The organism is Streptomyces sp. NPDC002265 (assembly GCF_040296125.1).
In the GTDB taxonomy this organism is placed as follows: Bacteria; Actinomycetota; Actinomycetes; order Streptomycetales; family Streptomycetaceae; genus Streptomyces.
Genome location: NZ_JBEOWS010000036.1, coordinates 1 through 25,784, shown reverse-complemented (window position 1 = coordinate 25,784; position 25,784 = coordinate 1). Strand labels below are relative to the sequence as shown.

The window sequence follows — 25,784 nt, the reverse complement described above, 5'->3', positions numbered from 1 at the left end:
TGCAAGGCGATGGCCGGTTTCCGGAGTCTGGCGAGACAGGTGCGCGATCCGCGCTGCGATCTGGCGCTGCGGCGCTACTCGCTGCGCAAGTGCCTTGAGCGGTTCGCTCCGTACGGGCACAGGGCGACCTGGGACCACCTGTGCTCCCGGTCGGGGTTCGGCCCCGAGGACCGCTCGCCCGATCCTGCGCGGCTCGTGGCCGCGTTGGACGAGCTGGAGGAGGCACGGGCGGTGTGGCTCGACTACGAGGGCGGGTTCGCCGAACGCCGCAGGAAGGAGAAGCACGACGGGCTGCGCAGGCCGGGCAGCGTGGACGACTGGCACCGGCTGACCTGGGGCGGATTCGGTGTCGCCTGGTGCGACAACCCCCGGCTGCACCCGCGTGCGCCGCTCGGTGAGGTACTGCGCAGTCTGATCGCCGCGCTGGAGCGCGCGCCGGGCTCGGCCTGCCCGGTGTGCGACGGGGAGCGCCTGTTCTGGAAGTACGACCTGGACCACGAACCGTCGTCGGGCCCGGTCTGCGCGGACTGCGGCATACTCGTCCCGCGGCCCGTCCTCACACCCGAGGCCCTGGCCTTCGCCAGGCGGGGCCGGGCGATGCTGATGTCGGCCTGAGAGCACGCCGGGGGTGCGCCGGGGATGCCGCACCCCCCTCATGTCCCCTACGTGGTCGCGCTCCGCGCCGTTCTGTCCCGCTCCGTCCCGTCCTGCGCCGCCGCGCCGGTCGCAGGCGGGGGCCGGGAGGCTAGCAGCTGCTAATCGGGTCGCTCCAGCGCTTTCCCGCGCGGAGAGTTGGGGGGCGAGGGGGCCCGTCAGGGGCGCCCCGGAGGCCCGAGGAGCCATCGTGTCGACGCTGCGCGTCACCGCCGAAGTGCTGACCGTCCACCCGCACCCGAACGCCGACGCTCTCGAACTGGCCCAGGTGGGCCTGTACCGGGCCGTTGTCGCCAAGGGCGCCTACCGCACCGGCGACGCGGCCGTCTACATCCCCGAGCAGTCCGTCCTTCCGGCCGCGCTGATCGAGGAGCTGGGGCTGACCGGCCGGCTCGCGGGCGGCAACCACGACCGGGTCCGGGCGGTGCGGCTGCGCGGCGAGCTGTCGCAGGGCCTCGTCTGCCGGCCGCGCGCGCTGGGGGACGTCGACCTGGCGCGCGCCGCGGCCGACCGCACCGACTTCGCCGAGCGGCTCGGCGTCGTCCAGTGGGTGCCGCCGGTCCCGCCGACGATGAGCGGGGAGGTCGAGTCCGCCCCCGAACTGATGCCCTGGGTGGACATCGAGAACATCCAGCGCTACCCGGACGTGTTCGCGCCGGGCGAGCCGGTGGTCCTGACGGAGAAGCTGCACGGCTCGGCCTGCCTGCTGACCTACCACGCCGAGGAGGACCGCACCTATGTCTCCTCCAAGGGCTTCGGCGCCAAGTCGCTGGCCCTGAAGGAGGATCCGCGCAACCTGTACTGGCGGGCCGTGCGCGCCCACGGCGTCGCCGAGGCGGCGGCCCGGCTCGCCGGACGGCTCGGGGCGCGCCGTGTGGGGATCTTCGGCGAGGTGTACGGGGCGGGCGTGCAGGATCTGACGTACGGCGCCGACGGCCGCCGGGAGAGCCTGGGATACGCCGTGTTCGACGTGTCCGCGGAGATCGACGGCACACTGGTCTGGCTGGACGCGGCCGGACTGCTGGCCGGGGAGCTGCCGTTGGTGCCACGGCTGTTCGAGGGGCCGTACGACGTCGGGCGGGTGCTGGAGGTCGCGACCGGGCGCGAGAGCGTGTCGGGGCGGGAACTGCACCTGCGGGAGGGCGTGGTGATCCGGCCGGCCACCGAGCGGTACAGCCCGGTGACCGGCGGGCGGGCGATCGCCAAGGCGGTGAGCCCGGCCTATCTGACCCGCAAGGGCGGCACGGAGTACGAGTGAGCCACGGCCGGGGGGCGGCTCAGGAGCAGGCCTTCGGCTCCTGAGCCGCCTCCCGGGCGGCCTCCCGGGACGGGCGTTCCACCATCAGGCGCGAACCCGTCTGCCGTTCACCGAACACGTCGTCCGGGTTGGACAGGACACAGGACTCCAGGGACAGACAGCCGCAGCCGATGCAGTCGGTGAGATGGTCGCGCAGCCGGTTCAGCTGCTTGATCCGCTCGTCCAGTTCGGCCCGCCAGGTCTCGGAGAGCCGCGCCCAGTCCTCTCGGGTCGGCGTGCGCTCCTCGGGGAGCTGGGCGAGGGCCTCGCGGATCGTGGCCAGCGGGATGCCCACCCGCTGGGCGGCCCGCACGAAGGCCACCCGGCGCAGGGCGTCGCGGGTGTAGCGACGCTGGTTGCCCGCGGTCCGGCGACTGCTGATCAGCCCCTTGGACTCGTAGAAGTGCAGCGCCGAGACGGCGGCGCCGCTACGGGCGGCGAGCTGGCCGACCGTGAGCTCGTGGATCTTCTCGGGAATCTGGGGCACTCCTCGGAGCCTACCCAAACCCGACACCCCGGTGGTCCGTTGACAGCCGCCCGGGACCCGACCATGCTAAGCAGTTGCTTAGACATAAGCGGGAACACCTCAACGGGACATCCGTGATGCGAGAGGCCGGGACATGGCAGAGCCGAGGATCTTCACGTCAGCCGACGAGCTGAAGGCTGCGGTGGGCGAGCAGCTGGGGTACACCGACTGGCTGGAGGTCGACCAGAAGCGGATCGACCTGTTCGCCGAGGCCACGGGCGACCACCAGTGGATCCACGTCGACCCGCAGAAGGCGGCCACGGGCCCCTTCGGGACCACCATCGCCCACGGGTATCTGACCCTGTCGCTGCTGCCGCTGTTCGGCCCTCAGCTGATCTCGGTCGAGGGCGTGAAGATGGGCGTCAACTACGGCACCAACAAGGTCCGCTTCCCCGCCCCCGTACCCGTCGGCTCGCGGCTGCGTGCGACGGCGACCATCACCGGCGTCGACGACGTGCCCGGTGGCGTACAGGTCGCCGTCGCCTTCATCGTGGAGCGCGAGGGCGGCGACAAGCCGGTGTGCGTGGCGGAGTCGGTGTCCCGGTACTACGTCTGAGCGGGCGGCTGCTTCGCCCCGACCATCCGCAGCACGAGGTCGGCGTACAGCGCGCCGACCTCGTCGGGCGTCTGCGGGCCGTCGACGTTGAACCAGCGGGCGACGTCGATGCAGAGGGAGAGCACGGCGATGGTGGTCCCGTGCACGTCCGGCACGTCGAACTCGCCGCTCGCCACCCCCTCCTCGACGATCCCGCGCACCTCCGCGTCGACCTGGCGGCGCAGGGCGAGGATCTCGGCACGGGCGTCCGGGCCGAGCGAGTCCAGTTCGTACTGCACGACGCGCGCGGTGGTGCGCCCCCCGGCGTGCCAGCGTACGAAGGAGCTCACGGCGTCGGCGAGCCTCCGGGTGGCACTGCCCTCGCCCCGGGCCGCCGTGCGCAGGATGTCGAGCGCCTTGTCGTGGCCGATCCGGCTGATCCGGTGGAGCAGCTCTTCCTTGGTCTTGTAGTGGATGTAGAGGGCGGCCGGGCTCATGCCCGCGCGGCCCGCGATGTCACGGGTCGTCGTCGCGTGGTAGCCGCGCTCGGCGAAAGCCTCCACGGCGGCCACCAGCAGCCGCCGGGCCGCGTCAGGGGTGACCTCGCCCCACGCCTCGGCCTCGCCGCCGGCCGTGTCCTGCGCCGTACTCATCGCTCGCTCGCCCCTCTCGGTACCGGAGCTACACCATACCGCCGAAGCTGAGCGCCCGCTTAGTGTGCCCGCTCAGAGCTTCTCGAAGGGGCTGTACGGCCGGGCCGCGGCCTCCTGCCGGTCGCGGACGACCTTGGCCAGGGTGAAGGCCGAAGTGACCAGATAAAGGACGGCGGTACCCAGAAAGGCCCGGACCCAGGGGTCGGCGTGCAGCTTGAAGATGCCGATCGCGGTGGCGGCCATGGCGAGGGAGAAGGAGGCGACGGCCTGGCCGTAGAAGGCGGCCGTGTTCTGCTGCTTGCCGGATGCGTCAGTCATACGACGAGCATCTGCGGACGTGGCCCACGCCACATCCGCCGGAGTACTCAGGGACGTACGGACAGGTACTCAGAAGGCCGAGACCCCGGTCAGGGACCGCCCGATGACCAGCTTCTGGATCTGGCTGGTGCCCTCGTAGAGGGTCATCACCCGGGCGTCGCGCAGCAGCTTGCCGGCCGGGTACTCGTCGATGTAGCCGTAGCCGCCGAAGACCTGGAGGGCGTTGTTCGCGGCGCGCACGGCCGCCTCCGAGGCGAACAGCTTGGCCTTGGAGGACTCGGTGGCGAAGGGCAGCCCGCGGTCGATCAGGTCGGCGACGCGCCAGGTCAGCAGCCGGGCGGCGTCCACGTCCACGGCGATGTCGCTGAGCAGCTCCTGGACGAGCTGGTGGTGGGCGATGGTCCTGCCGAACTGCTCGCGCTCACCGGCGTACCTCACCGCGACGTCCAGCGCCGCCTGGGCTATGCCGACACAGCCCGCCGCGACCGACATCCGGCCCTTGGCGAGCGCGGACATGGCGACCGCGAAGCCCTTGCCCTCCGGCCCGAGCATCGCGGACGCGGGGACGCGGACGTCCTCCAGCACCAGCTCGGCGGTGGCCTGGCCGCGCAGACCGAGCTTGCCGTGGACCGGGCGCCGGGTCAGGCCGGGGGCGTCGGCCGGCACCAGGAAGGCGGAGACGCCGTGGTGGCCGGGGGCGTCGGTGGAGCGGGCGAAGAGCAGGACGACATCGGCCCAGGTGCCGTTGGTGATGAACATCTTGGTGCCGTTGACGACGTACTCGTCGCCGTCGCGGACCGCGCGGGTGGCGAGGTTCCCGGCGTCGGAGCCGGTGCCGGGCTCGGTCAGCCCGAAGCAGCCCACGTACGCGCCGGAGGTCAGCCCCGGCAGCCAGCGCCGCTTCTGCTCCTCGTCGCCCCAGGCGGCGATGGTCTTGGCGACCAGGCCGAGCGAGACCGAGACGATCCCGCGCACCGACGAGTCGCCGCGGCCGAGCTCCTCGGTCACCAGGCAGTACGCGAGATGGTCGCCGCCCGAGCCGCCGTACTCCTCGTCGATCGTCAGTCCCAGGAAGCCGACCTCGCCGAGCTTCTTCACGATGCCCCGGTCGACCTCCTCGGCCCGGTCCCAGGCGATCGCGTGCGGGGCGACCTCGCGCTCCACGAAGTCCCGGGCGAGCCGCCGGACCGCGGTCTGCTCCTCGCTGAGCTCCAGGTTCACGCCGAGTCACTCCCCATCACAGACATTTAAATTAGCACTGCTAGTTTAAGGTTGCAGCCCTACTATGTGCGCCATGGCCCGACCGCGCAAGCCCCTCCTCAGCACCGACCGGATCGTCGGGGCGGCCCGCACGCTCGTGGACGCAGAGGGCCTGGCCGCCGTCTCCACCCGGCGCCTCGCCGCCGAACTGGGGGTGAGCGGGCCTTCCCTCTACAACCACTTCCGCACCAAGGACGAGATCCTGGAGGCGGTCGCCGACTCGGTCAGCGCCCAGGTCGACCTGTCGATGTTCGAGGACGGCCGGGACTGGCGGACCGCCCTGCACGACTGGGCCGTCTCCTACCGGGCCGCCCTGCGCGCGCACCCGAACATCGTCCCCGTACTGGCTCACGGCCCCGGCCGCCGCCCGGCCGGTCTGCGGCTCGCGGACGCGGTCTACGGCGCGATGGTCGCGGCGGGCTGGCCGCCCGCGCAGGCCACCTCGATCGGCGCGCTGATGCGGTACTTCGTCATGGGCTCCGCGCTCGGCTCGTTCGCCGGCGGCTTCGTGGACGACGCCAGCGCCTACGACCCGGCCGACTACCCCCACCTCGGCCAGGCCCATCTCCTCGCCGAACAGCAGGAGAAGATCGACGAACGGGCCTTCGAGACCGGCCTGACGGCCCTGCTGGACGGCCTGGCGCAGCAGTACGCGCAGGTACGGCAGAGCGTGTAGCGGACAGTTCGGCGGGCGCCGAAACGTGCGTGTCCCATGCTGGAACGCATGACCACCACCGACCGGCAGGCCGCGGCACTGGCCCGGTTCGCCGCGCTGATCGCCGACGAGACCCGGGCCTCCTGTCTGCTCGCGCTGCTCGACGGGCGCGCGTGGACCGCCGGGGAACTGGCCCGGCACGCGGGCGTCGCCGCGTCGACGCTGAGCGAGCATCTGAGCCGCCTGGTCGCGGGCGGGCTGCTCACCGAGGAACGGCAGGGGCGGCACCGCTATGTCCGGCTGGCCGACGCCCGGGTCGCCCACCTGGTGGAGGATCTGGCGGCCTCCCTCGCGCCCCGCGCCGCCCGGCGGCCGCGCAGTCTGCGCGAGTCGAGCGCCGGGTCCGCGATGGCCCGCGGCCGCACCTGCTACGACCATCTCGCCGGGCGGCTGGGCATCGTGGTCACCGACGCGCTGACCGCGCGCGGGCTGCTGCTCCAGGACACCGGGTTCGCCCTCACGGACGCGGGTGTGCACTGGTTCGCCGCCGCGGGCATCGGCCTGGACCGGCACGGCCGACGGCCGCTGGCCCGCGCCTGCCTCGACTGGACCGAGCGCCGCCCGCACCTCGCCGGGGTCGCGGGCGCGGCCCTGTGCCGGCACGCCCTGGACACGGGCTGGTGCGTGCGCATCGGCACCGAACGGGCCGTGAAGGTGACGGCGGCGGGCGAGCGCGCACTGTCCGAACTGCTGGGCATCGAGGCGTCGGCACTGCGCTGAGCGGCGCCCGCGCACCCGGCTCCCCGTCCGGAATCCGCCGGTCGGGCCATCCGTCCCCACCTACTCTCAGGAGCATGATGAACACCTCACCGCCTGCCCGTACGGGGCTGCTCGCCGCCGGGGCGGCCACGATCACCGTCGTGCTGTGGGCCTCCGCCTTCGTCTCGATCCGCAGCGCGGGCGCCGCGTACTCGCCGGGCGCGCTGGCGCTCGGACGGCTGCTGACGGGCGTGCTCGCACTGGGTGCGCTCTGGGCCGTACGGCGGGAGGGGCTGCCGCCGCGGTCGGCCTGGCGCCGGATAGCGGTGTCCGGGGTGCTGTGGTTCGGGTTCTACATGGTGGTGCTCAACTGGGGCGAGCAGCAGGTCGACGCGGGCACGGCGGCGCTGGTCGTGAACATCGGCCCGCTGCTGATCGCCGTGCTCGGCGCGCGGCTGCTCGGCGACGCGCTGCCGCCACGGCTGATCGCGGGCATGGCGGTGTCGTTCGCGGGTGCGGTGACCGTGGGCCTGTCGATGTCGGGCGGGGGCGGCTCCTCGGCCCTCGGGGTGGTGCTGTGCCTGCTGGCCGCGATCGCCTACGCGGGCGGGGTGGTGACCCAGAAGCCGGCCCTGGAGCGGGCGAGCGCGCTCCAGGTGACGACGTTCGGGTGCCTGGTCGGTGCGGTGGTCTGCCTGCCGTTCGCCGGACAGCTGGTGCGGGAGGCGGGCGAGGCCCCGATGTCCGCCACGCTGAACATGGTCTACCTGGGCCTGTTCCCGACCGCGCTCGCCTTCACGACCTGGGCGTACGCCCTGGCCCGTACGACGGCGGGCCGCATGGGCGCGACGACGTACGCGGTGCCCGCGCTGGTCGTCCTGATGTCCTGGCTGGTCCTGGGCGAGGTCCCGGGCGTGCTCACGCTGGCCGGCGGGGCACTGTGCCTGGCGGGCGTGGCGGTGTCGCGGTCGCGGTCGCGGCGGCCCGCCGTCGCACCCGCTGCCGCTCCGGCCGCCGCGCCACGGCCGGAGCAGGAGCAGGTGTCCTGAGCCGCGGGCCTCAGAACACCACCAGCGCCCGGCCGCCCTTGCCCGCCAGCATGTTCTCGAACGCCGCCGGGATGCCGTCCAGGCCGATCCGTTCGGTGACCAGGGCGCCCAGGTCGAGGCGGCCCGCGCGGACGTGCTCGGCCAGGACGGGCAGGTCGACCGCCGGGTTCGCGTTGCCGTAGACGCAGCCGGAGAGGGTGCGGCCCCAGTGGAAGAGCTCCAGGGCGTTGAAGGTGACCTGCTGGTCCTTGCCGCCGATGCCGACGACCGTGGTGCGCCCGCCGCGGCGGGTGGACTCCCAGGCGGTGCGGATGGTGACGGCCCGGCCCACGCACTCGACGGCGACGTCGACGCCCGCCCGGCCGGTCAGGGCGCGGATCTCGCGGGCGGTGGTGTCGGAGGCGACGACGTAGTCGGTGGCGCCCGCCGCGCGCGCCAGTTCCTCCTTCGCCGGGGAGACGTCGACGGCGATGATCCGTGAGGCGCCGGCGATCCGGGCCGCCTGGAGCGCGGCGAGGCCCACTCCCCCGGCGCCGAACACCGCCACCGTCTCGCCGCGCCGCACCTGCGCCGAGTGGTGGACGGCTCCGTAACCGGTGAGGACCGCGCAGCCGAGGAGGGCCGCGTCGGCGAGCGGCACGCCCGGCGGGGCCGGCAGCAGGCAGGACTCGGGCACCACGGTCTCCTCGGCGAACGCGGCGACGTTGAGACCGGGATGCAGTGCGACGCCGTCCACGGTACGGGCGTACACGTCCCCGGCGCCGTTCAGGGCGTTGGCGCACAGCCAGACCTCACCGAGTGAGCAGGCGTGACAACTTCCGCAGGCGGGCGCCCAGTTGAGGACGACCTCGGCGCCGGCCGAGAATCCGGTCACCCCCTCGCCGACGGCTACGACCGTGCCCGCGCCCTCGTGGCCGAGGACCGCGGGGACCGGCACCCGCATGGTGCCGTCGGACAGGGACAGGTCGGAGTGGCAGACCCCGGCGGCGGCGAGCCGCACCCGGACCCGGCCGGGGCCGGGCTCGGGCAGCTCGATCTCGGTGATCTCCAGTGCGGATCCGATGGCGGGCAGGACGGCGGCACGGACAGCCATGACGGGTGACTCCCCTGGAACTGGACGGACGGGAACTGGACGGACCGGAACCGGATGGACCGGGACGGGAACCGGGCGGGCCGGGACGGGAACCGGGCGGGCCGGGACGGGAACCGGGCGGGCCGGGACCGAAATGCCTAGAACTGGAGGGACTTGGTCTGGAGGTACTCGGACAGGCCGTGCGTGCCGAGTTCACGGCCGACGCCCGACTGCTTGTAGCCGCCGAAGGGGGCCAGCGGGTTGAACCGCCCTCCGTTGATGTCGACCTGGCCGGTCTCCATCCGGCGGGCGAAGGCCACCGCCTCCTCCTCGTCCCCGGCCCAGACGGCGCCCGCGAGACCGTAGACCGTGCCGTTGGCGATCCGCAGCGCCTCCTCCTCGTCCTCGTAGCGCAGGATCGACAGGACCGGCCCGAAGATCTCCTCCTGCGCGATCGCCATGTCCGGGGTGACGTCGGCGAAGACCGTGGGAGCGACGAAGTACCCCCGTTCGCGCGGGGACTCGCTGCCGCCGGCGACCAGCCGCGCGCCCTCCGCCACACCCTTGTCGATGTAACCGCGCACCCGCTCCTGCTGCTTGGCGTTGACGAGCGGGCCGATCCGGTCGCCGTACTTGGCGGCGGCCTCGGCGGCGAGCGCGACCGCCTCCTCGTACTGCTCGGTGTGCACCAGCATGCGGGTCCACGCGCTGCACGTCTGACCGGAGTTGGACATCACGTTGGCGACGCCGACCTTCACCGCCCTGGCGAGGTCGGCGCCGGGCAGGATGACGTTGGCGGACTTGCCGCCGAGCTCCAGGGCCACTTTCTTGACGGCGGCACCGGCCGCGGCACCGATCCGCCTGCCGACGGCCGTCGATCCGGTGAAGGAGACGAGGTCGACGCCCGGGTGCTCGGCGAGCGCCTGTCCGGCCACCGGTCCGAGGCCGGTGACGAGGTTGAAGACGCCCGCGGGGACCCCGGCCTCGTGCACCGCCTCGGCGAAGAGCTGGGCGGTGAGGGGGGTGTCCTCGGCGGGCTTCAGGACGACCGTGCAACCCGCCGCGAGGGCCGGGGCGACCTTGGCGACGATCTGGTGGAGGGGGTAGTTCCAGGGGGTGATCGCGCCGACCACGCCGACCGGCTCGTGGTGGACGGTGGAGTTGCCGACCTTCTCCTCGAAGGCGTACGTCGCCGCGAGGTCGGCGTACGAGCCCGCGACCGCGACCGGGACGCCCGCGTGGACGGCCCGCGAGAACTCCAGGGGCGAGCCGAGTTCCGCGGTGACGGTCGCGGCGATCTCCTCCGCGCGGGTCACCAGGACGTCCCGCAGGGCGCCCAGCCGGGCGGCCCGCTCGGCGGGCGCGGTGGCGGCCCAGCCCGGCAGGGCGGCGCGGGCGGCCCGTACGGCGGTGTCGACGTCCAGGGCGGTACCCGCGGGGACCGTGCCGAGGACCTGCTCGTCGGCCGGGTTCACGACCTCGATCACGTCCTGGCCGGCGGCGGGGCGCCAGGCGCCGTCGATGTACATGCCGTCGTGTGCCTTCATCGTGCTTCCTCCCGGGCGGGCGGCGACTCTTCGTCTTCCGGCACACAAACTAGCGGTGATAGTTTTTGGGCGCCAGACACCACTCGCCCAGGATGCCGCAACGGCCTCATTCCTCCAGGTCCGGCAGCCGGTCCGGGGCCGGACAGATCCGGTCGCCGTGCTGGTCGAACACGAACAGGTGAGCCAGGTCGACCAGGAGCGGGACGTGCATACCGTGCCGGAGGTCGAAGTCGGGGGTGGTGCGCACGACGAGGTCGCCGGGCAGGCGCCCGTCCGGCGAGGTCACCGCGGCACCCTGCGGCGCGGAGCCGTGCGGCGCGGAGCCCTGGGAGGGAAGGCCGCGGGAGACGGAGCCGTGCGGCTCGGGGTCGTCCGCGGCGAGGACCGGTCCGGCCCGCAGGGCTCCCGCCCGCCCCCGCAGCCGGTCCAGGACCGTTCCCTCCCGGCGTCTGCGGCGGACCGGCCGGACGGCGGCCCGCGGAGCCTCCAGATCGGGTACGACGGCGGGCCGCGACCCGGTGTTGAAGTGGACCAGCACCTCGTGCCCCTGGAACTCGACGTGCTCCACCAGGCCGGTGATCGGCACCTCGCCGGGCCGGGCCTCGGCGCGCGAGGCGATCCGCACCGCCTCCGAACGCAGCCCGACGATCACCTCGCGGCCCTGCTGCACCCGCAGCAACTGGTGGTCCAGGCACAGGGGTTCGGGCAGCCGGAGGAACTGCTTGCCGAGACTGAGGGTCATCGCCCCGTCGAGCGGCGCGCGGACCAGGCCGCGCAGCAGATTGATGCGGGGGGTGCCGATGAAGGCCGCCACGAAGACGTTGCGGGGCAGCGCGTAGACCGAGCGCGGGGTGGCGACCTGCTGGAGCACCCCGCCGCGCAGCACGGCGACCCGGTCACCGAGCGACATGGCCTCGGCCTGGTCGTGGGTGACGTAGACCGTGGTGACGCCCAGCTCCCGGGTGAGCTTGGAGATCTCCGCCCGCAGGTGGTTGCGCAGTTTCGCGTCGAGGTTGGACAGCGGCTCGTCCATCAGGAACGCCGACGGATGCCGGGCGATGGCCCGGCCCATGGCGACCCGCTGGCGCTCCCCGCCGGACAACTGGCCCGGAAACCGGTCCAGGAGGTCCTCGATGCCCAGCATGCGGGCGGTGGCGTCCACCCGCGGACGGGGGTCCGCGCCGGGCGCCTCGATGCGCAGCGGGAAGCCGATGTTGTCCCGGCCGGTCATGCTCGGATAGAGGGCGAAGTTCTGGAAGACCATGGCGATGTCCCGCTCGGACGGCGGCAGGTCGTTGCCGTGCTTGCCGTCGAGGAGCAGCACGCCCTCGTCGATGTCCTCCAGGCCGGCGATCATTCTGAGCACCGTGGACTTGCCGCAGCCGGACGGTCCCAGCAGGACCAGGAACTCACCGGGCGCGATGTCCAGCGAGAGCCGGTCCACCACCCGGACGCCTCGCGTGTAGGCCTTGCTCACGTCGTGCAGGGAGATGGCGCGTGTCATGAAGGTGTCCCTGGGGGCTCACTCGGGCGCTGGTGCTCCGCGGTCGATTGTCCCGTGCGTGTCGTACGGGGCTGTGAGTCACGGAAGTTAACGGACCGTGCCTGGCAGGGGGAAGACACCTGACGTGATCGGGGTGATCCGTCCACTGGGTGAGAAAGTGGACGATCGCGTTCAGGTCAACGGCGGTCAGGCCAGGAAGCGTTCCACGGCCTCGCGGGCGCGGGCGTTCGAGGCCGCGGCGTCGGCCAGGGCGGCGGCCAGGGCGTCGATCCACTCGTCCAGGCCCACCTGACGCCGGGAGAGCGTGATGTTGCGCACCTCGTGGCAGATCTCCCCGGTCACCCGGCCCCGGTCGTTGCGCAGCGAGAGCCGCCGCTCCCCGAGCGTGACGTCCAGCGCGGCGACCGAACCCTCGTGACCGGCCAGCCGTTCCGCGAGGGAACGCCTGCGCTCGGCCCGTACGGCGCCGGGCGGCAGCGAGTCCGCCAGGTTCACCGCGAGCACGTTGACATAGAGGTTCAGGTCCGCGCTGTCCCGGCGCAGCGCCGCGGCCAGCAGTTCCACGTCGGGCTCAGGCATCGAGGCTCAGCACCATGGTCGGCCGGTCGATGATGTGGTCGTCGCGCAGCGGGCGCACGGCCGTCCCGATGGCGAAGAACTCGGTGGTGTGCGCGCCCCAGGTGTGCGAGTGCTGCCTCAGCTGGACCGCCACGATCCCCTCGGCCTCCAGCGCCTGCCCCTCCGCCTGCATACGGCTCATCGCCAGCTCGCGCGCGTCGTAGAGGGCCTGGGTGAACTGCTCGATCTCGACGTTGCGGCCCGTGGTGCTCAGCGTCTGGGCGAAGCGCTGGTGCGCGACATGGTAGACACACGACCCCATGACCATGTCCAGCGGCGCGTACCCGGCCCGGATCAGGGTCCAGAAGTCCTGGCCGGACAGGTTCGAGGTGAAGGGCTTGCCCTTGTTGTTGAGCCAGGTCCCGGTCTCGCCCGGGTCGGCGCCGTCCGCCTTCACCGCCGTACCGACCGCGATGAACTCGGCGATGTCCGAACCGAACTCCTTGAACTCGATGTCCAGCCGCACGCCCACGATCCCGTCGGCCCCCAGGGCGCTCGCCTCCGCCTCCATACGGCTCATCGCCAGCTCGCGCGCGTGGTACATGGCCTGGGAGAGCTTGGTCAGCTCCTGGTTCTTCGACCACCGGCCGAACTGGATGCCCACGTGGTAGACCGAGGAGCCGAGGACCAGACCGAGCGGCCGGAAGCCGGCCTCGCGCACCAGCAGGAACTCGTTCACCGTCAGATCCGAGGTGAAGAGCGAGCCCTTCTCTCCCGGGCGGAGCTGCGCGAGCCGCCGCATCGCGTCCTCGGGTACGCCTTCCGCGACCGGCCCCATGGCTTCCCCGGCCGGTTCCCGTCCTGTTCGCTCGGTCATGTCAGTGTTCGCGCTCCAGTCTCATGATGGTCAGTGGTCCGGGGCCGGTGGGCTGCCTCGAGCGGGCGAAGCGGGTGAGGGAGGTGCCGACGAGAACCGCCTCGGCGGTGAGGTCGCGCGCGTTCCCGGGCGCGGGGCACTCGCTCTCCCACAGGTTCAGTTGCATCGCGTCCACCACCACCCCGTCCCCGCCGTGCCTCGCGGCGCCGAGGCCCAGCCGTTCCCGGGCGACATGACGCACGTGGTTGATCAGCCGGGTGTAGCCGTCGACCTCCTGGTTCCTGGTCATCCGGCCGAAGGCACGCCAGTCGTCGTGCCGGATCGCGAGGGCGACACCGAAGGCGAGTCCGACGGGAACCCATCCGGAGTGCAGGAGCTTGGCGAAGTCCTGGCCGCTCAGATGGGAGGTGAAGGGCCGGGCCGGCCGGATGCGCGAGCGGGCCCGGACCGCGGTTCCCAGCGCGGTGAACTCCACGCCTCCTGCCGAGAACCCACCGGTCCGCAGCCTCACCCCTACGATCCCGTCGCCGCCGAGGGCGCGGCACTCGCTCTCCGCACGCCGCAGCGCCAGCCTGCGCGCCGTGTACATCGTCCATTCCAACGGCTCGTAGGACGAGGCCCAGTGCGAAGAGGCGGCGCCCGGGCCGTCCGTGGCCGACCACGCGCCTGGGCAGCCCCAGACGCCGGTGTAGCCGATGTTGAAGACGGCCGTGCCGAGGACCTGCCCGACCGGTTCGAACCCGGCGCCCTCGATCGCCGCGAACTCCCTGGCGGTCAGCGCCGAGTCCCAGGTAGGGCCGACCGGGGGCCGTGCCGCCCAGTCGGCGGCGGCCTCCGGCGGACCGACGTCCCATCGGTGTGTCATCGGCCCCCGTACCTTCGCCCTTCCGGCTCGGCGCGCGGATCGCGTCGGCATTCGGCAGCGTATGCCATCGGGTTGCCCGACGAGACGTCCGGTACTGGGTTCAACTGGCCTTTTCCCAGGGGCGTTTGGCGAGCGGCGGCACCGGGCGCGGGCGTCCCGCACCTCAGCTGACCGGGGCGACCTCCACCGGGATGCCGTTGAGGACCGCGTTGCCCGAGAGCGGGTCGAGCAGGGTGCCGTCGAGGAGCTGGTTGACGTTGACGCCGGGGTCGGTGGCGGCGTGGGCGAGGCGGGTGCCGGGCCGGTCGTGGCCCCAGCCGTGCGGCAGGCTCACCACCCCCGTGCGCACGCCGTCCGTGACCTCCGCCCGGGCGGTCACCTCGCCTCCGGCGCCCTTGACACGCACCGGCTCGCCGTCCCGTACGCCGAGCCGTCCGGCGTCCTCGGGGTGGATGTGCAGGGTGCAGCGGTTGGTGCCGCCGGTGAGGGCGGGGACGTTGTGCATCCAGCTGTTGTTGGAGCGCAGATGGCGGCGGCCGACCAGGACGAGCCCGTCGGCCCGCTCGCCGAGGGCCCGCCGCAGCCGGGGCAGGTCGGCGGCTATGGGCTCCGGCAGCAGCTCGATCCGCCCGCTCCTGGTCTTCAGCGGCTGCGGCAGCCGGGGGCGCAGCGGTCCGAGGTCGATGCCGTGCGGGTGGTCCAGCAGCCGCCCCAGGCCCAGTCCTTCGGGCCGGGCGCCGAAGCTGTCGCCGTAGGGGCCCAGGCGCAGCATCATGTCCAGCCGCCGTTCGGGCCCGGTGTCACCGGTGAGCGCGGCGGCCAGCTCGCGCGGGTCGCGGCCGTGCACCGGGGAGGCGGGGTCCTTGACGGCCTTGCCCAGGGTCTGGTCGATGACGAGCGTGTCGACGGCGGCGGGGTCGGCGCCGTGCATGCCGGTCACGGCGAGGGTGAGCCGGGCCAGGATCTCGGTCTCGGCCATCCGGCCGGGTTCGAGGGGGACGGCGGGGCGGGTGTAGCGGACCTGGTTGCGTACCGCGAGGGTGTTGAAGGCGAAGTCGTGGTGCGGGCTCTGCGACGGCGGGGGCGGCGGCAGCACGACGTCGGCGTGGCGGGAGGTCTCGTTGAGGTAGGGGTCGACGCTGACCATGAAGTCCAGCGAGTCCAGGGCCTTGTCGAGCCGGTCGCCGTCGGGGGCGGAGAGCACGGGGTTGGCGGCGACGGCGATCAGCGCGCGGACCGGCTCGCCCTCGGCGGTGGCGGTGTCGATCTCCTCGGCGAGCGCGGAGAGCGGCAACTCGTCCTTCGCCTCGGGGTGCCGGCTGACCCGGGAGTGCCAGCGCCCGAGCGCGAAGCCGTGTCCGGGGCCGGCCGGGCGGGGTGTGCGGTCGGTGGCGGCCTGCGGGAAGAGGGCGCCGCCGGGGCGGTCGAGGTTGCCGGTGAGGATGTTGAGGACGTCGACGAGCCAGCTCGCCAGGGTGCCGTGCGGGACCGTGCAGCTGCCGATGCGGCCGTACACGGCGGCGGTGGGGGCGGCGGCGAGTTCCCGGGCCAGCGTGCGGATGACGGCGGCCTCGACGTCACAGGACTCCGCGACCGCCTCGGGGGTGAAGTCCCGCATGGCCGCGCGGAGTTCCGGCACGTCCTGGACGTGGGGCGCGAGCCGCCCGAGGTCGACGAGGTCCTCCTCGAACAGGACGTGCGCCATCGCCGCGAGCAGCAGGGCGTCGGTGCCCGGCCGGATCGCGAGGTGCCGGTCGGCGAGCTTGGCGGTGCGGGTGCGGCGCGGGTCGACGACGGTGAGGGTGCCGCCGCGGGCCTTGAGCGCCTTGAGCTTGCCGGGGAAGTCGGGGGCGGTGCACAGACTCCCGTTGGACTCCAGCGGGTTGGCACCCAGCAGCAGCAGATGGCCGGTGTGGTCCAGGTCGGGTACGGGGATGGCGTTGGCGTCGCCGTACAGCAGCCCGCTGGAGACGTGCTTGGGCATCTGGTCGACCGTGGAGGCGGTGAACAGGCTGCGGGTGCCGAGGCCGGCGATCAGGACGGTCGGGTAGAGGGCGCCGGCCATGGTGTGGACGTTGGGGTTGCCGAGGACGACACCGACGGCGTGCGGGCGGTACCGCTCGACGACGGGCCGGATCCCGGCCGCGACCGCGTCGAACGCCTCCTGCCAGGTGGCCTCGCGCAGCTCTCCGTCCCGGCGGACGAGCGGGGTGCGCAGCCGGTCGGGGTCGCCGTCGACGGCTCCGAAGGAGGCTCCCTTGGGGCAGATGAACCCGCGGCTGAACACGTCGTCGCGGTCGCCGCGGGCCCCGGTCACCCGGGTGCCCTCGATGGTCAGGGTCAGGCCGCAGGTGGCCTCGCACAGAGGGCAGATGCGCAGAGCGGTGCGGGACACGGGTCCTCCCGGAGGGTGGCGGCGACGGTGACGCACGCGGACGCCGCCGAGCATACCGACCGGTATGCACGAGCGGGAGGGCCTTGGCCCGCCGGACAGTCCGCCGGGCCGCCGGGCCGGCACCCCCGACAGCCCCTCGGGCCGTCAGTCCAGCACCCGCCCCAGATAAGCCCGCAGCAGCTCCCGCGCCTCCGTGATGATCTTCTCGTCGCCCTCCGGGTCCATCCGGAAGGCGAGGTGGACCAGGGTGTCGGCGGTCTCCACCGCGATCAGGAACGTGCGGCGCAGGTCCTCGTCCGGGGTGCGGTCCAGATAGCCCGAGAGCAGGTCGGTGAGACGGTCGGCCACGCGGTGGTTGGGTTCGGCGTCGCGGGCGCCGACCGGGATCTGGTTGCCGAAGTCGACGAGCGTGAAGCCGGGCGCGGTGCGCTTCATGGCCAGGTACTCGTCCAGTACGGCGTCCACGGCCGCGCGCCAGTCGCCCCGCCGCGCCCCCTTCAGCCGCCGGGTGACGCGCTCGGAGTAGCGTTCGAGATTGCGCTGGGCGAGGGCGTCGGCCATCTGGCGCTTGTTGCCGAAGAACCGGTAGACGGAACCGATGGGAACACCTGCGCGCTGGGCGACGGCACGGGTGCTCAGGTCGTCGTAGCCGACCTCGTCGAGGAGATCGGCACAGGCGTCGAGGATCCTGGTCAGCCGTTCGGCGCTGCGCCGCTGCACGGGCGCACGGCGCAGCGAGGTCGCGTGGGGCACGGGTTTCATGATGCCTCTCCGCCGGGGTCCGGTGAACGTCGCCCCCCTGTACGCGGATTGGTGCCCTGTGCACTCATCGCGGCCGGTGCACCGCCTGGCCGGCGGCCCGCGGCGGGGCCGCCCCGGCCGACGGCCGTGCCCGCGCCGGTGCGCGCGGGAACGCCGAGCACGCCGAGAAGGTCGCATCCGTCCGACATGCCCCGGAGCGTAGAGCACGACCCCGCGGTACGGATCCCCTCGCAGGTCGGCCCGTACGCGACCCGGCCTCCGCCGCCCCGGGAGGGAAGCGGGTCCCGGGTCCCTCTTGCGCGCGGGAAACCGCAATCCTACGGTGTCCCATAGGAATGAGTTCGCAAGGGAGCGATCATGAGCGGGGACGCACGGAAGACCGCCGAGGGGCTGGCCTATCTCTCCGGTTTCGGCAACGAGCACGGCTCCGAGGCCGAGCCGGGAGCGCTGCCCGAGGGCCGCAACTCACCGCAGCGCGCCCCGCTGGGCCTGTACGCGGAACAGCTCAGCGGTACGGCGTTCACCGAGCCCAGAGCGCACAACCGCCGCTCGTGGCTGTACCGGATCCACCCCTCGGCCGCTCACCCGGCGTTCGTCCGCACCGGCAACGGCGCGCTGCGGACCGGCCCCTTCACCGAGACCCCGCCCGACCCCAACCGGCTGCGCTGGAACCCGTTGCCGGCCCCCGCGGAGGGGACCGATTTCCTGGCGGGGCTGTGGACCCTCGGCGGCAACGGCGACGCGGCCCAGCGCGCCGGCATGGCCGTGCACCTGTACCACGCGAACTCCTCCATGGACCGCGTCTTCAGCGACGCCGACGGTGAGCTGCTGATCGTCCCGGAGCGCGGCGGGCTGCTGCTGCACACGGAGTTCGGCAGGCTGCACGCCGAGCCCGGGCACATGGCGCTGATCCCGCGCGGTGTCCGTTTCCGGGTGGAACTCCTGGACGCCTCCGCCCGCGGCTATGTCTGCGAGAACTACGGCGCCCCCTTCCGCCTGCCCGACCTCGGCCCCATCGGCGCCAACGGACTGGCCAACGCCCGTGACTTCCGGGCGCCGACCGCCGCGTACGAGGACGTCGAGGGGCCGGTGGAGGTGGTGAACAAGTTCTGCGGCAACCTCTGGACGGCCGTCTACGACCACTCGCCGCTCGACGTGGTGGCCTGGCACGGCAACTACGTGCCGTACGTGTACGACCTGCACCGCTTCAACGTGATCGGCTCGATCTCCTACGACCACCCCGACCCGTCGATCTTCACGGTGCTGACCTCGCCGTCGGACACGCCGGGCCTGGCGGGCGTCGACTTCGTGGTGTTCGCGCCGCGCTGGCTGGTGGGCGAGGACACCTTCCGGCCGCCGTACTTCCACCGCAACGTGATGAGCGAGTACATGGGGCTCGTCGAGGGCGCGTACGACGCGAAGGCGGAGGGCTTCGTGCCGGGCGGCGGCTCGCTGCACAACATGATGTCGGCACACGGTCCGGACCGGGAGACGTTCGACCGGGCGAGCGCCGCCGAACTGCGTCCGCAGAAGATCGACGACGGACTGGCCTTCATGTTCGAGACCCGCTGGCCGCTCACCCTCACCCCGCAGGCGGCGGGGGCGGAGCACCTCCAACAGCGCTACGACGACGTGTGGCAGGGCCTCGAACGGCACTTCCGCCCGTTGCACTGACCGGTTTCGACAGGTACGGATAGCCCGTGACCTCCTTCGCCCCGGACTCGATCGTCCTGAACCGCAAGCTGCCGCTGTGGTACCAGGTGTCGCAGTCGCTCCGTGCCTCCATACTCGGCCGCTCGCCCCACGACCCGCTGCGGCTGCCCACCGAGGAGCAGTTGGCGGGGCACTACGGCGTGAGCGTGCTGACCATGCGGCAGGCGCTGAAGGAGCTGGAGGACGAGGGGCTCATCTCCCGTCACCGCAGGCGCGGGACGTTCATCGAGCCGGACGCCCTGCGCAGCACGCCGGTGCGGCTGCTGGGCTCGGTGGACGCGATCGTGGCCCAGCAGTCCGGCATGACGACCGAGCTGCTGGAGCACGGGCCGGCGCAGGTGCCGGCCGAACTCGCCGAGTTCTTCCCGGATCTGGCACGGGTGGCGGGCTACCACCGGCTGCGCAGCGACGAGAAGACCGGCGAGCCGACCAACCACGCCCGCAACTGGGTCCGTCCGGATCTGGCCGAGCGCATCGATCCGGCGGATCTGGTCCGCTGGCCGATGACGAAGGTGCTGCGGGACGTGGTGGGCGCGGACATCAGCCGCATCACGGACACCGTGGAGGCGCGGCTCGCGGACCCGGAGACGGCGCGGCTGCTCCAGGTCCCGCTGCTCAGCCCGATCCTGCACTACACGGGCATCACCTACGACACGGCCGGGCGGCCGCTGGACGTGGCGGTCATCCACTACCGGGGCGACCGCTTCTCCTTCACGGTGACGCTCGACGCCACCTGACCCGCCCCGCCCCGGCCCGTCGTACGATGCCCAGCGTGACGCCCGACGACGCTCCGCCGCTGGCGGACCTCATGCCGTGGTCCGTCGCACCGCCGCGGCTCGGCCGGAGGTGGCCGACGGCCCCCGACCCGGCGTCCCTGAAGGCGCGCTGGGACACGCTGATGAAGGCCGAGGGGGCCGACCGGGAGGCGCTGTTCGAGCCGACGCGCTCGCGCACCCTGCGCTCGGCGGTGGGCGGACTGCCCGGCCAGACCAGCGGCACCCAGCGGCTGGCCCGCGCCTCGGGCCCGTGTCCGGAGCCGGTACGCGTGCTGCACGCGCCCTTCGACGAGCAGTGGCTGATCCCCGACCACCGCCTGCTCGACGCGGCCCGGCCCGAGCTGTGGCGGGTGAGCGACGAACGGCAGATCCTCGTCGTGGAGACCGCGGAGGGGCCGGGGCCGCGTCTGCTCGCCACCTCGCTGGTGCCGCTGCTGCGCCCCGGCAGGGTCCGCCCGCTCTACCGCCGGCCCGGCGGCACGGAACCGAACCTGGCCCCGGGCCTGCTGGAGCATCTCGCCGGACGGCTCGGCCATCTCCCCACCCCCGAGGACTTCCTGGCCTGGACCCTGGCCGCGGTCCGCCCCGACCTCACCGTGCCGCTCACCGGGGACGCCGGGCTCTGGTCCCGGGGCGTCGAACTGGGCCGCCGCTCGCTGTGGCTGATGCGCCGCGACGGCGACCGCCCCAAACTCCCCGGCGGCCGCCGCCCCTACGTCCGCGCCCCGCTCCCCACCCGGCCCCTGGACGTCCGCTACGACCGGGACGAGGAGACCCTGCACCTCGACGAGGGCCGGATCGCCCCGGTGCCGCCGCAGGCGTGGGACTTCGAGGCGGCCGGTGTCAGGGTGCTGGAACAGTGGATCGCGACGAGGACGGCCGAGGGCGAACCGGGTTCCCTGACGGCGATCCGCCCGCCGGCCTGGCTCCAGACGTGGACGTCGGAGCTGCTGGAACTGATCACGGTCCTCGCCCTGCTGGCGGAACTGGAGCCACGGCGGGCGGAGCTGGAGACGCTCCGTCCGGTCCCGGCCGCCGAGCTGCGCGCGGCGGGGGTCCTGCCGGTGCCGGAGGCGGCCCGCCGCCCGGCGACGGTCCTGGACCACCACGAGGAGGGCCCCGAGGGACAGTTCGCCCTCGTCTGATCCGGCCACTCCACTCCCCCACCGGTCACGGGACGGTCGCCGCGCGGGGCCGGAGGTGAGCCGGTGCACGTGCCCGCACGCATGACAACGGGGCGTGCGCAGGACATGATCCAGCGCATGAGGCCACTTCCCCCGCCCCTGGAGGGCATCACCGTCGTCGCCGTGGAGCAGGCCGTCGCGGCCCCCTTCGCCACCCGGCAGCTCGCCGATCTCGGCGCCCGGGTCATCAAGGTGGAGCGGATCGACGGCGGCGACTTCGCCCGGGGCTACGACACCGCCGCCGGCGGCCTCGCCTCGCACTTCGTGTGGTGCAACCGCGGCAAGGAGTCGATCGCCCTCGACCTCAAGGACGGGCGGGGCCTGGACGTCGTACGGCGACTGGTCGCGGACGCGGACGTCTTCGTGCAGAACCTGGCCCAGGGGGCCGCCGCCCGGCTCGGCCTGGACGCGGCCACCCTGTGCGCCGCGCATCCGCGGCTGATCGGCGTCGACATCTCGGGCTACGGATCGTCCGGCCCGTACGCGGACAAACGGGCGTACGACATGCTCGTGCAGTGCGAGGCCGGGCTGGTGTCGGTGACGGGGACGCCGGAGCAGCCGGTGAAGGCGGGGATCCCGGCGGCCGACATCGCGGCGGCCATGTACGCGTTCTCCGGGGTGCTGGCGGCGCTGGTGCGGCGGGGCACCACGGGGTGCGGCGGGCCGGTGGAGGTGTCGATGCTGGAGGCGCTCGCGGAGTGGATGGGGCATCCGCTGCACCATGCGATGCACGGAGGCACTCCCCCGGCGCGCACCGGGCTCGCGCACGCCGTCATCGCGCCCTACGACTCCTACCCGACGGCGGACGGCGGACGGGTGCTGCTGTCGGTGCAGAACGACCGGGAGTGGCGGCGACTGGCCGAACAGGTGCTCGGGCAGCCGGAGTTGGGGGCGGACCCGGCGTACGCCACGAACGCCGCCCGGGTCGCGAACCGGGGCGGCACGGACGCCCACGTGGCGAAGGCGCTGGGCGCGCTGGGCGCCGACGAGGCCGTCGCACGGCTGGAGGAGGCGGGCATCGCGTGTGCACGCCTGAGGGACCTGCACGAGGTCGCGGAGCATCCGCAGCTGGCGGCTCGGGAGCGGTGGCGGGAGGTGGGGACGCCGGTCGGGCCGCTGCGGACACTGCTGCCACCGATCACACTGCCGGGCGGAGCGGAGGCGGACCTGGGGGACGTGCCCGCGCTCGGGGAGCACACCGAGGCACTGCTGCGCGCCGTGGGGATGACGGACGAGCTGATCGCAGCGCTGCGCCGGGACGGTGTGGCCGCCTGAGCGCGGGCCTCAGTTCCCGCCGAACAGGGAACGGCTCAGCCGGCGCAGCGGCGCGAAGAGCGAGACGCGACGCACGCGCGCGACCCTGCTGGTGGTGTCGCGCCGGGGGTCACGTGCCGTCAGTTCGAGCATGAGCGAGGTCGCCTCGGCCGCATCCCGCTGCGGTATGGCGGGCCCCGCCAGCACCGACAGATGACGGTCGAGGCGCGAACTCGTCGCGCTGCTCCCGCAGGTGATCGCAGGGACCCTCGCCCTGCTCCGCACTGTTATCTGTTCCATGTCACTCCCCACCCGTACGAGTCCACCCGGCTCGGGCAGAGTAACCCTATCGTCCCTTTGCGGCACTCGTGTATCGCGATCACAGGATTCACCTGTCCCGCAAGGGGGTTGACGATTACTCTCCGAATCCGAGCGATTTCAGGGCGAGTTGGACAATCGGCTGGGTAGTGGGCTGCTCAGATCCCCCGTCGGGCTCGACGGTGACAGCGAGTGACGTGGCGGACTTGTCAAGACCTGATGTGACCAAGGGCGTGTCGCCGTCGAAGAGGCCGAGGGAACGCGGCCGCTCGGCGGGGCGCATGAGCCACAACTGGTGCACGTGCCCGCTCGCCAGACCGTCGTATCCGCTCAGGGTGACGATCGCCCGCCCCTGCGAGGCCGAGGCGATCACACCGATGCTGCGCCCCTGGGCGTCCCGGTCGGTGGTCGCGCGGGTGTCCGGGGCGCCGAGCACCCGGGCGATCTCGCGCGACTGGGCCCGCTCGGCGTCCAGCCGGTCCTGCGCCTGGCCGGCCTGGACGGCGAAGAGCGAGGCGACGACGAGGGCCGCGGCGGCCGTCGCCGTGGCGAACGGGACGAACAGCGGACGCGGACGGGACACCCGGACACGGGCCGGCGGCGGCCGGGTCCCCCAGACGTGCGGCGGCAGTTGGGCCGCCATGCGCTCCGGCTCGGGAGCCGACATCTGCGGAGTCGTCCGTACGGCGGCCAGGACCCGGTCGCGCATCGCGGCCGGCGGCGGGGCGGCGGTGGACCAGGCGAGCCGGACGGCGTCCTCGGACAGGGCGCGGACCTCGGCGGCACAGACGTCGCAGCCGTCGAGGTGCCGCTCGAAGCGCAGCCGCTCGGCGGGCTCCAGCGCGTCGAGGGCGTAGGGGGCCGCGAGCGAGTGCAGGTCCTCGCGTCGCAGCAGTCGGTCCAGGACGCTCATGCGACGCCTCCCAGGCATTTGCGCAGGCTGGTGAGTCCGTCGCGCATTCGGGTCTTGACCGTGCCCAGCGGGAGCGAGAGCCGCTCGGCCACTTCACGGTAGGTGTATCCGTCGTAATAGGCGAGAGTGACGGACTGTCGTTGCAGGGCCGTCAGCCGGTCCAGGCAGCGGCGCACCCACTCGCGCTCCAGGCCCGCCTCGACCTCCTCGGTGACCTGGTCGAAGGCGGGGTGGTGGGCGCGGCGCGCCTCGCGCTGCTCGCGTTCACCGGCCGCCCGGACGCTGCGCACCCGGTCGACGGCGCGACGGTGGGCGAGGGTGAGGATCCAGGACAGCGCGCTGCCCCGGCCGGGGTCGAAGCGGGCGGCGGAGCGCCACAGTTCGAGCAGCACCTCCTGGGACACCTCCTCCGACTGCGCGGGATCGCGCACCACGCGCCGCACGAGCCCGAACACCGGCCCGGACACCAGGGCGTACAGATCCTCGAAGGCCTTCTGGTCGCCACCCGCCACGAGCACCAGAAGCTCGTCCGCCTCCACGCGGTTCCCCTCTCCCCGGCCACAGCCGGCCCGTCCCGTCACACCAGGCATTCGCAACGAACACACCTCCGGATGGGGTTACGGATCAGGGTGCCCGAAACGCGGGTGGAGCAGGGAGAAAAGAAATTTCCCGATCGACCAATCCGATCGGTGCCTCCGCGCCGTATACCCGTCCGTCAAGCAAGTTGGACTGAGGACGGACGGCATGACACCTATCTCCAGGACCGGTACGGGACGCCGAGGCGTCGCGGCCCTCATATGTGCTGCGCTGGCCGCCGGGGGGCTCACAGCCGCCGGTGTGGCCCTGCTGGAGCCCGGGGCGGCCTCCGCCTCCAGCCACCGCGAGGCGCCGCTGATCTCGGGGACTCCCCAGTACGACAACACGGACGTGTACGCCTTCGTGAGCCCGGACAAGCCGGACACGACGACGATCATCGCGAACTGGATCCCCTTCGAGGAGCCGGCCGGCGGACCGAACTTCTACACGTTCGCGGACGACGCCCAGTACGACCTCCACATCGACAACGACGGTGACGCGCAGGGCGATCTGCTCTTCCGCTACACCTTCAAGACGCACGTCAAGAACAAGAACACGTTCCTCTACAACACGGGCGCGGTCGAGAGTCTCGACGACCCCGACCTCAACATCACGCAGACGTACGACATCGACCTGATCCGGCTGAAGCACCAGCACCAGGTGTCGAAGACGAAGATCGCGCACGATGTCCCGGTCGCGCCGTCGGACGTGGGCAAGGCGTCGATGCCGGACTACGGCAAGCTGCGCTACCAGGCGATCCACAAACTCTCCAGCGGTGCGCAGACGTTCGCCGGGCAGGCCGACGACCCGTTCTTCCTGGACCTGCGCGTCTTCGACCTCCTCTACGGCGGGAACCTGTCCGAGGTCGGCCGGGACACCCTCAAGGGCTACAACGTCAACTCGATCGCCCTCCAGATCCCGAACAAGATGATCACGGAGGCGGCCCACCAGCCGATCGTGGGCATCTGGTCGACGACCCAGCGCAAGACCGCGGGCGGCTACTACACGCAGGTGTCGCGCCTGGGCAACCCGCTCGTCAACGAGGTCGTCAACCCGCAGAAGGACAAGGACAAGTTCAACGCGTCCTCGCCCTGGCAGGACGCGCAGTTCCTGAAGAACGTCACCAACCCCGAGCTGCCGAAGCTCATCGAGGGGATCTACAAGATCAAGGCGCCGGCCGAGCCGCGCAACGACCTGGTCGACGTGTTCCTGAAGGGCGTCAAGGGCCTCAACCAGCCGCCGAAGGTGACGCCGGCCGAGGAACTGCGCCTCAACACCTCGATCAAGCCGGCCGCCCACCCCAAGCGGCTGGGCGTGCTGGACGGCGACAACGCGGGCTTCCCGAACGGCCGTCGGCTCACCGACGACGTGATCGACGAGGCGCTCCAGGTCGTCGAGGGCGAACTGGTCGGCTCCAAGAACGACCTGGGCGACGCGGTCGACGCCAACGACAAGAAGTTCGGGCACTCCTTCCCCTACCTGGCCAACCCGACCTCGGGCTCGCGCGGCGCGCTCGCCAAGGGCACGACCAGCGGCGCGGACGTGCGCAGCCAGCTCGGTGACGCGCTCCAGCCGACCGGCACCTCGGGCAGCGGCACCGACACCACCCTGATCGCCGCCTCCGCGGCCTCGGGCGCCGCCGGTGTCCTGCTGATCGGCACGGGCCTGGCCTGGTGGCGCCGCCGTTCGCAGCGGCCCTACTAGACCGCACCCCACAGACCGGCGCGGCCCGCACCTCCACACACCCCCCACGGTGCGGGCCGC

Annotated in this window: 26 protein-coding genes; 11 read left to right on the top strand and 15 right to left on the bottom strand. The window is 72.7% G+C overall.

Going from position 1 to position 25,784, the window contains the following annotated elements:
- The first annotated feature begins 9 nt into the window (after positions 1-9).
- Positions 10-615 (top strand): hypothetical protein, encoded by a 606-nt coding sequence (locus tag ABT085_RS09530; RefSeq protein WP_351603986.1) that lies wholly within the window; start codon positions 10-12, stop codon positions 613-615.
- Positions 616-844: 229 nt separating this feature from the next.
- Positions 845-1,912, top strand: coding sequence for an RNA ligase (ATP) (locus ABT085_RS09525; protein ID WP_351603984.1), 1,068 nt, complete (start codon positions 845-847; stop codon positions 1,910-1,912).
- 19 nt (positions 1,913-1,931) lie between these two features.
- Here the strand turns inward: ABT085_RS09525 and soxR are convergent, their stop codons facing one another.
- A complete protein-coding gene (gene soxR / locus ABT085_RS09520; protein WP_351603982.1) occupies positions 1,932-2,438 on the bottom strand; it encodes a redox-sensitive transcriptional activator SoxR in 507 nt (168 codons plus the stop codon).
- 133 nt (positions 2,439-2,571) lie between these two features.
- Here soxR and ABT085_RS09515 point away from each other — a divergent pair, with 133 nt between their 5' ends.
- Positions 2,572-3,033: a MaoC family dehydratase gene (locus ABT085_RS09515; protein WP_351603980.1), complete on the top strand. Its 462-nt coding sequence runs from the start codon at positions 2,572-2,574 to the stop codon at positions 3,031-3,033.
- Here the strand turns inward: ABT085_RS09515 and ABT085_RS09510 are convergent.
- From ABT085_RS09510 to ABT085_RS09500, 3 genes are all read right to left on the bottom strand, one after another.
- Positions 3,024-3,665 carry a TetR/AcrR family transcriptional regulator gene (locus ABT085_RS09510; RefSeq protein ID WP_351603978.1) on the bottom strand — a complete coding sequence of 214 codons (642 nt, stop codon included), beginning with the start codon at positions 3,663-3,665 and terminating at the stop codon, positions 3,024-3,026. The genes ABT085_RS09515 and ABT085_RS09510 overlap by 10 nt on opposite strands.
- A gap of 72 nt (positions 3,666-3,737) precedes the next feature.
- Positions 3,738-3,983: a YiaA/YiaB family inner membrane protein gene (locus ABT085_RS09505; RefSeq protein WP_351603976.1), complete on the bottom strand. Its 246-nt coding sequence runs from the start codon at positions 3,981-3,983 to the stop codon at positions 3,738-3,740.
- Between the two features lie 69 nt (positions 3,984-4,052).
- The gene (locus tag ABT085_RS09500; protein WP_351603974.1) at positions 4,053-5,204 is read right to left on the bottom strand and encodes an acyl-CoA dehydrogenase family protein; all 1,152 of its coding nucleotides are present in this window, start codon (positions 5,202-5,204) and stop codon (positions 4,053-4,055) included.
- A 73-nt stretch (positions 5,205-5,277) separates the two neighbouring features.
- Between ABT085_RS09500 and ABT085_RS09495 the strand changes: the two genes are divergently transcribed.
- The 3 genes from ABT085_RS09495 to ABT085_RS09485 all read left to right on the top strand — a co-directional run bounded on the left by ABT085_RS09495 (position 5,278) and on the right by ABT085_RS09485 (position 7,706).
- A complete protein-coding gene (locus tag ABT085_RS09495; RefSeq protein ID WP_351603972.1) occupies positions 5,278-5,919 on the top strand; it encodes a TetR/AcrR family transcriptional regulator in 642 nt (213 codons plus the stop codon).
- Positions 5,920-5,955: 36 nt separating this feature from the next.
- Entirely contained in the window at positions 5,956-6,678 is a 723-nt protein-coding gene (locus ABT085_RS09490; RefSeq protein ID WP_351603970.1) for an ArsR/SmtB family transcription factor, read from the top strand.
- Positions 6,679-6,752: 74 nt separating this feature from the next.
- Complete coding sequence (locus ABT085_RS09485) at positions 6,753-7,706, top strand: DMT family transporter (RefSeq protein ID WP_502982703.1); 954 nt, start codon at positions 6,753-6,755, stop codon at positions 7,704-7,706.
- A 10-nt stretch (positions 7,707-7,716) separates the two neighbouring features.
- Here the strand turns inward: ABT085_RS09485 and ABT085_RS09480 are convergent, their stop codons facing one another.
- The 8 genes from ABT085_RS09480 to ABT085_RS09445 all read right to left on the bottom strand — a co-directional run bounded on the left by ABT085_RS09480 (position 7,717) and on the right by ABT085_RS09445 (position 17,286).
- Entirely contained in the window at positions 7,717-8,799 is a 1,083-nt protein-coding gene (locus ABT085_RS09480; RefSeq protein ID WP_351603968.1) for a Zn-dependent alcohol dehydrogenase, read from the bottom strand.
- 137 nt (positions 8,800-8,936) lie between these two features.
- Entirely contained in the window at positions 8,937-10,325 is a 1,389-nt protein-coding gene (locus ABT085_RS09475; protein ID WP_351603966.1) for an aldehyde dehydrogenase family protein, read from the bottom strand.
- A 106-nt stretch (positions 10,326-10,431) separates the two neighbouring features.
- Complete coding sequence (locus ABT085_RS09470; RefSeq protein ID WP_351603964.1) at positions 10,432-11,829, bottom strand: ABC transporter ATP-binding protein; 1,398 nt, start codon at positions 11,827-11,829, stop codon at positions 10,432-10,434.
- Positions 11,830-12,015: 186 nt separating this feature from the next.
- Positions 12,016-12,408, bottom strand: coding sequence for a hypothetical protein (locus ABT085_RS09465; protein WP_351603962.1), 393 nt, complete (start codon positions 12,406-12,408; stop codon positions 12,016-12,018).
- Positions 12,401-13,264: a heavy metal-binding domain-containing protein gene (locus ABT085_RS09460; protein WP_351603960.1), complete on the bottom strand. Its 864-nt coding sequence runs from the start codon at positions 13,262-13,264 to the stop codon at positions 12,401-12,403. Before ABT085_RS09460 ends, ABT085_RS09465 begins: the two co-directional genes overlap by 8 nt.
- A gap of 1 nt (position 13,265) precedes the next feature.
- A complete protein-coding gene (locus ABT085_RS09455) occupies positions 13,266-14,129 on the bottom strand; it encodes a heavy metal-binding domain-containing protein (protein ID WP_351603958.1) in 864 nt (287 codons plus the stop codon).
- Positions 14,130-14,292: 163 nt separating this feature from the next.
- Complete coding sequence (locus tag ABT085_RS09450; protein ID WP_351603957.1) at positions 14,293-16,524, bottom strand: molybdopterin oxidoreductase family protein; 2,232 nt, start codon at positions 16,522-16,524, stop codon at positions 14,293-14,295.
- A 144-nt stretch (positions 16,525-16,668) separates the two neighbouring features.
- A complete protein-coding gene (locus ABT085_RS09445) occupies positions 16,669-17,286 on the bottom strand; it encodes a TetR/AcrR family transcriptional regulator (protein WP_351603955.1) in 618 nt (205 codons plus the stop codon).
- A 357-nt stretch (positions 17,287-17,643) separates the two neighbouring features.
- On the opposite strand from ABT085_RS09445, the gene hmgA reads away from it, so the two are divergent.
- From hmgA to ABT085_RS09425, 4 genes are all read left to right on the top strand, one after another.
- A complete protein-coding gene (gene hmgA, locus ABT085_RS09440) occupies positions 17,644-18,960 on the top strand; it encodes a homogentisate 1,2-dioxygenase (protein ID WP_351603953.1) in 1,317 nt (438 codons plus the stop codon).
- Positions 18,961-18,986: 26 nt separating this feature from the next.
- A complete protein-coding gene (locus tag ABT085_RS09435; RefSeq protein WP_351603951.1) occupies positions 18,987-19,736 on the top strand; it encodes a GntR family transcriptional regulator in 750 nt (249 codons plus the stop codon).
- 26 nt (positions 19,737-19,762) lie between these two features.
- Positions 19,763-20,920, top strand: a complete 1,158-nt coding sequence (locus tag ABT085_RS09430) for a type ISP restriction/modification enzyme (protein WP_351603949.1) — start codon at positions 19,763-19,765, stop codon at positions 20,918-20,920.
- Between the two features lie 105 nt (positions 20,921-21,025).
- Positions 21,026-22,234, top strand: a complete 1,209-nt coding sequence (locus tag ABT085_RS09425) for a CaiB/BaiF CoA transferase family protein (RefSeq protein ID WP_502982702.1) — start codon at positions 21,026-21,028, stop codon at positions 22,232-22,234.
- A 9-nt stretch (positions 22,235-22,243) separates the two neighbouring features.
- Here ABT085_RS09425 and ABT085_RS09420 read toward each other — a convergent pair whose 3' ends face one another.
- The 3 genes from ABT085_RS09420 to ABT085_RS09410 all read right to left on the bottom strand — a co-directional run bounded on the left by ABT085_RS09420 (position 22,244) and on the right by ABT085_RS09410 (position 23,983).
- Positions 22,244-22,513: a hypothetical protein gene (locus tag ABT085_RS09420; RefSeq protein WP_351603944.1), complete on the bottom strand. Its 270-nt coding sequence runs from the start codon at positions 22,511-22,513 to the stop codon at positions 22,244-22,246.
- Positions 22,514-22,628: 115 nt separating this feature from the next.
- Positions 22,629-23,444 (bottom strand): anti-sigma factor, encoded by an 816-nt coding sequence (locus ABT085_RS09415; protein WP_351603940.1) that lies wholly within the window; start codon positions 23,442-23,444, stop codon positions 22,629-22,631.
- The gene (locus ABT085_RS09410) at positions 23,441-23,983 is read right to left on the bottom strand and encodes an ECF RNA polymerase sigma factor SigK (protein ID WP_162469923.1); all 543 of its coding nucleotides are present in this window, start codon (positions 23,981-23,983) and stop codon (positions 23,441-23,443) included. The genes ABT085_RS09415 and ABT085_RS09410 overlap by 4 nt, the downstream gene beginning before the upstream one ends.
- A gap of 205 nt (positions 23,984-24,188) precedes the next feature.
- Here ABT085_RS09410 and ABT085_RS09405 point away from each other — a divergent pair, with 205 nt between their 5' ends.
- Entirely contained in the window at positions 24,189-25,724 is a 1,536-nt protein-coding gene (locus ABT085_RS09405; protein ID WP_351603937.1) for a DUF4331 domain-containing protein, read from the top strand.
- The last annotated feature ends 60 nt before the right edge of the window (positions 25,725-25,784 follow it).

Coding starts and splice junctions, on each gene's coding strand:
- ABT085_RS09420 (WP_351603944.1), bottom strand. CDS start 22,513: ATGGAACAGATAACAGTGCGGAGCAGGGCGAGGGTCCCTGCGATCACC.
- ABT085_RS09505 (WP_351603976.1), bottom strand. CDS start 3,983: ATGACTGACGCATCCGGCAAGCAGCAGAACACGGCCGCCTTCTACGGC.
- ABT085_RS09510 (WP_351603978.1), bottom strand. CDS start 3,665: ATGAGTACGGCGCAGGACACGGCCGGCGGCGAGGCCGAGGCGTGGGGC.
- hmgA (WP_351603953.1), top strand. CDS start 17,644: ATGAGCGGGGACGCACGGAAGACCGCCGAGGGGCTGGCCTATCTCTCC.
- ABT085_RS09465 (WP_351603962.1), bottom strand. CDS start 12,408: ATGCCTGAGCCCGACGTGGAACTGCTGGCCGCGGCGCTGCGCCGGGAC.
- ABT085_RS09530 (WP_351603986.1), top strand. CDS start 10: ATGGCCGGTTTCCGGAGTCTGGCGAGACAGGTGCGCGATCCGCGCTGC.
- ABT085_RS09480 (WP_351603968.1), bottom strand. CDS start 8,799: ATGGCTGTCCGTGCCGCCGTCCTGCCCGCCATCGGATCCGCACTGGAG.
- ABT085_RS09515 (WP_351603980.1), top strand. CDS start 2,572: ATGGCAGAGCCGAGGATCTTCACGTCAGCCGACGAGCTGAAGGCTGCG.
- ABT085_RS09405 (WP_351603937.1), top strand. CDS start 24,189: ATGACACCTATCTCCAGGACCGGTACGGGACGCCGAGGCGTCGCGGCC.
- ABT085_RS09490 (WP_351603970.1), top strand. CDS start 5,956: ATGCTGGAACGCATGACCACCACCGACCGGCAGGCCGCGGCACTGGCC.
- ABT085_RS09430 (WP_351603949.1), top strand. CDS start 19,763: ATGCCCAGCGTGACGCCCGACGACGCTCCGCCGCTGGCGGACCTCATG.
- ABT085_RS09425 (WP_502982702.1), top strand. CDS start 21,026: ATGATCCAGCGCATGAGGCCACTTCCCCCGCCCCTGGAGGGCATCACC.
- ABT085_RS09415 (WP_351603940.1), bottom strand. CDS start 23,444: ATGAGCGTCCTGGACCGACTGCTGCGACGCGAGGACCTGCACTCGCTC.
- ABT085_RS09470 (WP_351603964.1), bottom strand. CDS start 11,829: ATGACACGCGCCATCTCCCTGCACGACGTGAGCAAGGCCTACACGCGA.
- ABT085_RS09495 (WP_351603972.1), top strand. CDS start 5,278: ATGGCCCGACCGCGCAAGCCCCTCCTCAGCACCGACCGGATCGTCGGG.
- ABT085_RS09485 (WP_502982703.1), top strand. CDS start 6,753: ATGATGAACACCTCACCGCCTGCCCGTACGGGGCTGCTCGCCGCCGGG.
- ABT085_RS09445 (WP_351603955.1), bottom strand. CDS start 17,286: ATGAAACCCGTGCCCCACGCGACCTCGCTGCGCCGTGCGCCCGTGCAG.
- ABT085_RS09460 (WP_351603960.1), bottom strand. CDS start 13,264: ATGACCGAGCGAACAGGACGGGAACCGGCCGGGGAAGCCATGGGGCCG.
- ABT085_RS09455 (WP_351603958.1), bottom strand. CDS start 14,129: ATGACACACCGATGGGACGTCGGTCCGCCGGAGGCCGCCGCCGACTGG.
- ABT085_RS09475 (WP_351603966.1), bottom strand. CDS start 10,325: ATGAAGGCACACGACGGCATGTACATCGACGGCGCCTGGCGCCCCGCC.